We start from the raw sequence: 5,131 nt of genomic DNA on the forward strand, positions 1-5,131 counted from the left end.
ACCGCTGGCCGAGGAGGTCGAAAAGCTCGTGGTGGGCGTGACCACGCTGATCTTGCGGGCCGGACCGGCGGTGCCGATGGCGAAGGTCTGCTGGGCACCCTCGCCTTCTCCATTCTGTTGTTCTTGCTGCTCTTGCTGCTCTTGCTGATCCTTTTGATCCTGCGGTTCTTGCCCTTCCTGTTCATCCGGGGCGGTATCGGGTGGTGCGCCTGCGCTGCCCTGCCCCTGGCTTTCCCCCTGCGCCTGTCGCGCCTGATCGACCAGATCGTCGAGCTTGTCCTGGTCCATGCCGCTCTGTTCGAAAGGCTTGCGGCGACGGCGGTGTGGCAGCACCAGGAGGGCGGCGGCGCGCACGTCGTCGGGCGTCACGCGCGCGCGGGCCTGCAAGGCGGCGATGGCGCGGGCGGTCTTGTGCATGACGATGTCGGCGCGCAGGCTGGCCACCTCGAACTCGCAGCAGAGATGGCTGATCAGTTCCAGCATGGCGTCGTCCAGCGCCACGCCGGGCAGCAGGCGCTGGGCCTGGGCCACCTGGGCGCGCAGGGCATCCTGCTGTTCCTGCCACTGGCTGGTGAAGGCCTGCGGGTCGGCTTCGTAGGCGATGCGTCGGCGCACCACCTCGGCGCGTACTGACTTGTCGGTGGGCGCCGTCACTTCCACCATCAGGCCGAAGCGGTCCAGCAGTTGCGGGCGCAGGTCGCCCTCCTCCAGGTTCATGGTGCCGATCAGGGTGAAGCGCGCCGGATGGCTGACCGACAGCCCTTCTCTCTGTACCGCATTGACGCCCATGGCGGCCACGTCCAGCAGGACATCGACCAGGTGATCGGCCAGCAGGTTGACTTCATCGATATAGAGGATGCCGCGATGGGCCGCTGCCAGCAGCCCCGGCTGGAAGGCGCGCTGGCCGCCCTGCAGGGCTAGTTGCAGGTCCAGCGAGCCCAGTACGCGGTCTTCGGTGGCGCCCAGCGGCAAGGTGACGAAGGGAACCTCGGCCAGCGTGGCGGTGGGTGGCTCCTGCGTGCTGCAGACCGCACAGGCCGCAGCGGGCTGGCCGGGCGCGCAGTTGAAGGCGCAACCGGGCTTGCGCAGGATGGCCGGCAGCACCTGGGTCAGGCCGCGTGCGGCGGTGCTCTTGGCGGTTCCCTTGTCGCCGCGCACCAGTACGCCGCCGATGCCGGGATCGACGGCGCACAGCAGCAGTGCTTCTTTCAGCAGGGGCTGGCCGACGATGGCTGAAAAGGGATAGCCGGGATGGTGGTGGGCCGCGCTCATTGCATGTCCTTGGTGTGTTCACTACCACGCACGGTTTCGCCACGGGCTTCGAGCAGGGTTTCGCTGTGCAGGTAGAGGGCGCGCAGTCGCTCCAGTGTCTGTGCATCGGGCTCTTGCCACATGCCGCGGCTGGCAGCCTCCAGCAGGCGCTCGGCAATGGCGTTCTGGGCCCAGGGGTTGGCCTGTTCCAGGAATTCACGCATGGCCGGGTCGAAGCCATAGGTCTCGGCCAGTTGCTGGTACATCCAGTCGTCCAGCACCTGGGCGGTGGCGTCGTAGCCGAACAGGTAATCGACGGTGGCCGTCAGTTCCAGGCCGCCCTTGTAGCCATGGCGACGGATGCTGGCCAGCCACTTGGGATTGACCACCCGGGCGCGGAAGACGCGCAGGGTTTCTTCCTTCAGGTCGCGCACGGCGGCGCGTTGCGGGTCATGGCTGTCGCCGAAGTAATGGCGCGGCTGCTGGCCCGACAGGGCGCGGATGGTGGCGATCATGCCGCCGTGGTACTGCAGGTAGTCATCGCTGTCGAAGATGTCGTGCTCGCGATTGTCCTGGTTGTGCAGGGCCACCTGCACCCCGGCCAGGCGCTGGCGGAAGGCCTCGCGCTGGTCGGCGCCCTGCACCTTGCGACCATAGGCGAAGCCGCCCCAGTTGATGTAGGCCTCGGCGAAATCGGCCTGGTCCTGCCAGTTCTTTTCCTGGATCAGGGGCAGGATGCCGGCGCCGTAGCTGCCGGGCTTGGCGCCGAAGACGCGGTAGGCCGCCTGGGTGGCGGCCTCGGCCTGGCCCAGCCCGGTTTGCAGGCCCTGCTGCAGGTCGCGCAGGTAGTGCTTGCGCACGAAGTTCATGTGCTCCGGCTCGTCGGCGGCGATGGCCAGTTGCACGGCGTCGTCGATGAGTTCGATCAACTGCGGGAAGGCGTCGCGGAAGAAGCCGCTGATACGGGTGGTGACGTCGATGCGCGGGCGCTGCAATTCTTCCAGCGGCACCAGTTCGACCCCGGCCACCTGCCGGTTGCCGGCACGCCAGAGCGGGCGTGCGCCCATCAGCGACAGAATCTGGGCGACATCGTCGCCGTGGGTGCGCATGGCGCTGGTACCCCAGATGCTGATGGCCACGCTCTCGGGGTAATCGCCGCTTTCGCGATGGTGGCGCGCCAGCACTTCCCGCGCCAGTTGCTGACCCACGCGCCAGGCCGATTGCGACGGGACGCTGCGCGGATCGACCGAATAGAAATTACGGCCGGTGGGCAGGATATGCGCCATGCCGCGCGTGGGCGAACCGCTGGGGCCGGCCGGGATGTAGCCGCCACGCAGGCCGCTGAGCAGGTTGCCGATCTCTTCGCTGGTCTGGTGCAGGCGCGGCACCAATTGCTCGCAGGCGAAGGCCAGCACGCGGCGCAGTCCGCTGGCCTGGTCCAGCGTCGTGTGCGCGGCGGGGGGCGTGGCCCGCTTCACCGGCGCAGCCGACGGACGTGCGAGCGCGCGCATGCCACCCAGCACGCTGCCGGCGCTCTTGCCCAGGGCGGGTTGCAGGCGCGGTCGCTGCTCGGGACTGGCCTGCTCCAGTGCGGCGAAGACGGTCTTGAGTACGCTGTCGATGGAGTGGACGGCGAAGTTCTGCTGCTGCAGAGCCTGCATCAGCGCAAGGCACAGGGCGTCGATGGCCTCCAGCGCATCGGCGCGGGTGACGATGGCGCGACCGGCGCAACGGGCCAGGGCGTCGTCGATGTTGAGGCGACGGCCCTTGTGTTCCAGCAGCATGTCCAGCGACAGGCCGAACAACCGTGCCACCTCTTCCTGCAGGCCCGGCAGATCCTGGTTGGGCAGGCGGACCAGGGCCACCAGCATGTCGGGCATCTGCGCCTGATCGGGCATGCGGCCGAGGATGTGCAGGCCGTCGCGGATCTGCGCCGCGCCCAGTTCGCAGAGGTAGCCGTCCAGATCCTCGATCAGGTGGGCCACGCCGGCGCCGTCCAGTTCGGTCAGGGCGTGCGGGAGTTCGCCGTCTTCGTGCGGGTGGTCGTGATCGTGATCGCCATGGGCGTGATGGTGATGATGGTGGTGAGCATGTCCATGGTCGTGATCGTGGTCATGATCATGGTCGTGGTCGTGATGCAGCAGCTTGTACTGCAGGTCGGTATCCAGATTGGTCTGCCGCACCAGTTCCCAGATCTGCTGCTGCAGCAGCGGCAGCTTGGCGGGGTCCAGCACTTCCACCTGGTAATACTCGTCCACCAGTTGCGTCAGCTGCGCCAGCGCGCCATAGCTGTCGGCGGTGGTCATCGGCGGCGTCAGGTGGTCTACCACCACGGCGTGGGCGCGGCGCTTGGCCTGCGAGCCTTCGCCGGGGTCGTTGATGATGAAGGGATAGAACAGCGGCAGGTCGCCCAGCAGCGCATCGGGGAAGCACTCCTCGGACAGGCCCACGCCCTTGCCGGGCAGCCATTCCAGCGTGCCGTGCTTGCCGACGTGGACGATGGCGTCGGCGCCCCATTCTTCGTCCAGCCAGCGGTACAGGGCGTAGTAGTGATGGGTGGGCGGCAAGTCGGGCTGGTGGTAGATGGCGTCCGGGTCCATGCCATAGCCACGGGGCGGCTGCAGGGCGACGAAGGCATGGCCCAGGTCGAGGCCGGCGATGGCCAGGTGCTGCTCATGCACATAGGCCTGGCCGGGCGCGGCGCCCCACTGGCGCTCCATCCTGGCTTGCAGGGCCGAGGGCAAGGCCGCGAACCATTGCGCGTAACGGGCGGCGGGAATGCGGGCGGCGGCGCGGCGCAACTGGTCTTCGGTGAGCAGGATGTCGTCGTAGGAACAGCGGTCCACCAGTTCATGGATCAGCGCGGTACCGCTGGCCGGCAGGTCGGCGATAGCGTAGCCGTCGGCCTGCAGGGCGCGCAGCACGGCCATCAAGGACTCCGGTGCGTCCAGCCCGACGGCATTGCCGATCTGCGCGGCCTTGCTGCTGGAATTGGTGAAGATGAAGGCGATGCGCTTGTGCGCATTGGGTGTGGTGCGCAGGCGCACCAGCCGCTGCGCCAGGCCGGCGATGCGATGCACGCGGTCCGGCAGCGCCCGGTACTGCACAACGCCGCTGTCGGTGACTTCCTTGAAGGACAGCGGCACGCCGATGATGCGGCCATCGAACTCGGGTAGCACCACGTTCATGGCGGCGTCCAGCGGGTTCATGCCGCGCGTGGAATGCTGCCACTGGTCCTGCGTCATGCCGCTGGTGATGGCTTGCAGTACCGGCAGATCCAGCTGTTCCAGTACCGAGACCGACCAGCCGGCCGGAGTGATGCCACCGGCGGTGATCTCGCCCATGGCGAAAGAGGTGGTGTTGATGATCAGGTCCACCTGGCCGGCGCCGAAGTATTGCAGCGCGGGAGGCAAGGCGGCGCCGCTGGCGGCCGACACCCGCAGCGAGGACGTGAACACCGGCAGCACGTCCAGGCCGCGTGCTTCCAGCGCGGCCACCAGTGCGTCGATGAAACCGGTATTGCCCGAGAGCCAGTGCGCCCGGTAGAAGATGATGCCCACGGCCGGCTTGCCGGCGGGCGCGCGGGCGCGCAGGGTCAGCCAGTCGGCGATGCCGGCGTCCTGCTCCAGGTCGGGATGGTAGAGGCCGTGTTCGGGCAGTGCCTGCGCCGGTGCATAGCCATAGCCGCTCAGCAGCAGGCGGTCGGACAGGCAGCGCAGCATCTGCGCCAGGTTGACGCTGCCGCCGCCGTTGAAATAGGCCAGCGCCTGCTGCTGCGCATCGACCGGCGCGGTGGAGGCGGCGGCCAGTTCGGCATCGGGCTCGCCGGTGCCGGACAGCAGGATCAGCTGCCGGCCCTCGGCACGCGCCACGCGTAGCA

The 5,131-nt window shown here is 68.2% G+C and carries 2 protein-coding genes; both read right to left on the bottom strand.

Annotated elements, in window-relative coordinates; genetic code table 11:
* The coding region (locus HFRIS_RS24220; RefSeq protein ID WP_006465666.1) for a magnesium chelatase ATPase subunit I at positions 1-1,272 on the bottom strand (1,272 nt) is incomplete at its 3' end.
* On the bottom strand, positions 1,269-5,131 hold a 3,863-nt coding region (locus tag HFRIS_RS24225), incomplete at its 5' end, for a cobaltochelatase subunit CobN (RefSeq protein ID WP_006465667.1). The genes HFRIS_RS24225 and HFRIS_RS24220, both read right to left, overlap by 4 nt.

Source organism: Herbaspirillum frisingense GSF30 (assembly GCF_000300975.2).
Taxonomy (GTDB): domain Bacteria; phylum Pseudomonadota; class Gammaproteobacteria; order Burkholderiales; family Burkholderiaceae_D; genus Herbaspirillum; species Herbaspirillum frisingense.